Here is a 2,554-nt window from a genome sequence, read left to right on the forward strand (position 1 = left end):
CGGTCATCGTGATGATGCCTTTCGAGTGGGATGTGAGAGTTTCCTCGAAGGATCACGCGGTGACCGCACTTCGTCGCGATCGACGAGCCGGCCACCACGGGCTACACCACTTTATGGGGCACTACTTCGCGTCGAGTCGAGCGCTCTTTCGCCATGCGCAGATCATGAATGTGATGGAAGGCAGTACTCGGATCGAGACTGCCAACGGCGACTATATGCTGAGGGCCGGGATGTCGATCGCCCTAGGGGCAGACAGATGGTGCCGGATCAAGCCACAAGGCCGGGTGCGCATCTGGTCGATCTATGCAGATGAGCAGTTTCTTCGCATGCAGATGTCTTGGTTTCTTCCTCATCGCGAACGTGTTCACAGTGGGCTGCACCCCTGCGAATGGGATGGTACGGCAATAGTGTTGACTCCGGGGACTGCCGCCCTACGCAAGGTCGAGCCGCTGTGGCGTCAGATGAGCATCCTGAATGATGGTACCCATGCGCCAGAAGTAGCTGCGATCCACACCATTGAGCTGTTCGCTCGCTGGGTTTCCGGTGTTCTTCCTGTCTTCCTGGACGCTAGCATGTCACCGCAACCCATTCGCCCGTTGTGGCGGCCGATCACTGGACGGCTGACCCGGCCACCCTCAGCTGGCCATGTCACCAAAGCGATTGACCTTCTGCGCGCTCGACTGGCGGAACCTTGGACTGTGAACTCTCTGGCAAACGAGGTCGCTGTGTCGCGCACCCATCTCACGCGTCTCTTTACGGCACACGCCGGCGCGCCTCCGATGCGGTTTCTTGCTGAGATTCGACTAACGGAGTTCACACGCTTAATCGAAGAAACAGATGTGCCTATAAGCGCGGCCGCCCGGCAAGTGGGGTGGGTGGATTCTCGCATCGCCTCCGCTCGATTCCGACGTCGATTCGGCGTATCCCCATCCGAGTTTCGGGAGACACCTCACCCGGCCGCGACCTAGGGACGTCCTGCGGGCAGCTCCAGCCGACGCACCTCCGCGCAGCGTGGCGTGATGCGTCATTCGTGCCCCGTCATGCGCGATGTGTACCGCAGTCGTGACAACTGCTGGACAGTCTGCCTCGACGTAGGTAGTCCGGAATAGACACGTCGGGTTCTTCAAGATGCCTGACGGTCACAGTCTCGATTCCTTGTCCGTCTCGTCTTCCTGATCCTCCCGACGCACCTCACGGTCGTAGGGCCACCCAGCGAGGGGTGGTCTCCGGATGGGAGGGAGGTCTGGCGATGGTGAAGGTAGGCGACGCTCGCGGGGCGCACGATCTGATCGAGCGGCGGGCCTCATCGGTCGCTGCGGTCTTCTCCCGGCTCGGCGGGGACGTGCCGCTACCGCTGGTCGCGCACGAGCTAGCCCGACACGGCGTGCCGGTGTTCCCGTGCGCGCCCGGCGGGAAGCGCCCGATTCCCGATCGAGGTTTCCACGAGGCAACCAACGATGCGAGACAGGTGGAGGCGTGGTGGCGGCATCGGCCTCATGCGAATCTCGCCATCCCGACTGGCGCAGCCTCGGGTGTCGTCGTCGTCGACGTCGATGTACACAAGGTCAACGGGTATCCCGCATTCAGACGCGCTACACGCGCCGGGCTGCTGCCGGAGCCGTTGGCGGTCGTTACCACGCCGACCGGCGGCAGGCATCTGTACTACCCAACGGACGCCGAACGTGAGCAGCGATCGTGGCAGGCGGGCCGGGCGGGTATCGACTTTCGGGGCGACGGCGGCTACATCATCGTGCCGCCCTCGCAGCGCCCCATCGACGGTCGCCGGGTGCCGTATCGGGTCGAGAGCATGGCGACGCGCCCTGTCGCGCTACTAGACGCGCAGCAGTTGCGTGACTTCCTCGACCCGCGCCCGAAATACGCGCCCGCGCCGGAACCGCCGGGCGGCTGGCCGCTGGACGTTGCCCGGCTCGCCTCGCAGGTAGCTCGCAAACCCGAGGGCGAACGCAACCTCGGGTTGTTCAAGGCCGCGTGCCGCATGGCTGAGCACGGACACTCACCCCGCGACGCGCTCAACGCGCTCGGCCCAGCAGCGGGCCAGTCCGGGCTGGGAGAGCACGAGATCACCCGGACAGTCGGCTCGGCGTATCGCCACGTCAGCACCTACGGGCCGCGCCGTCGCGCCCCGGTACGTCAGACGGGTTCCGGGTTCGCCCACACCGAGCCGCCTGTCTCGGTGAGTGGTCGGAGGCTGTGATGAGCGTGCGGCAACCGGCATGGGGTTGGGCGGTGGTGACCGCCGCGACCGGCACCGTGCTGATCGGTATCGGCGCGTTCTGGCTCTCGTTCATGGCGCTGGCCGATCTCGCGGCCCGGTCGGGTATCGCGCCGGGGCAGGCGTGGATCTGGCCCTTGCTCGTGGACGGCCTGATCGTAGTCTCCACCATCGCGGTTGTCGCACTCGATGGTCGCCGGGGTGCCTGGTATCCGTGGGCGTTGCTGATCTGCGGAGCACTCGTGTCGGTTGCTGCAAACGCGCTGCACGCGATCGTCGCCGCCGACGCCAGCGTGCCCGCCATGCTCGCCGCAACGGTCG

The 2,554-nt window shown here is 65.3% G+C and carries 3 protein-coding genes; all 3 read left to right on the forward strand.

What is annotated here, in order from left to right; translation table 11 throughout:
- Nucleotides 1-968 (forward strand): helix-turn-helix domain-containing protein (locus KZA10_RS12110; RefSeq protein WP_218683002.1); only part of this gene is annotated, 968 nt, incomplete at its 5' end.
- A gap of 281 nt (nucleotides 969-1,249) precedes the next feature.
- The gene (locus KZA10_RS12115) at nucleotides 1,250-2,215 is read left to right on the forward strand and encodes a bifunctional DNA primase/polymerase (protein ID WP_094451885.1); all 966 of its coding nucleotides are present in this window, start codon (nucleotides 1,250-1,252) and stop codon (nucleotides 2,213-2,215) included.
- Nucleotides 2,215-2,554 (forward strand): DUF2637 domain-containing protein (locus KZA10_RS12120; protein ID WP_218683003.1); only part of this gene is annotated, 340 nt, incomplete at its 3' end. The genes KZA10_RS12115 and KZA10_RS12120, both read left to right, overlap by 1 nt.

Source organism: Microbacterium sp. BF1 (assembly GCF_019279095.1).
GTDB lineage: Bacteria > Actinomycetota > Actinomycetes > Actinomycetales > Microbacteriaceae > Microbacterium > Microbacterium maritypicum.

Excerpts from the sequence above, each read along its gene's own strand:
- KZA10_RS12115 (WP_094451885.1), top strand. The coding sequence starts at position 1,250 with ATGGTGAAGGTAGGCGACGCTCGCGGGGCGCACGATCTGATCGAGCGG.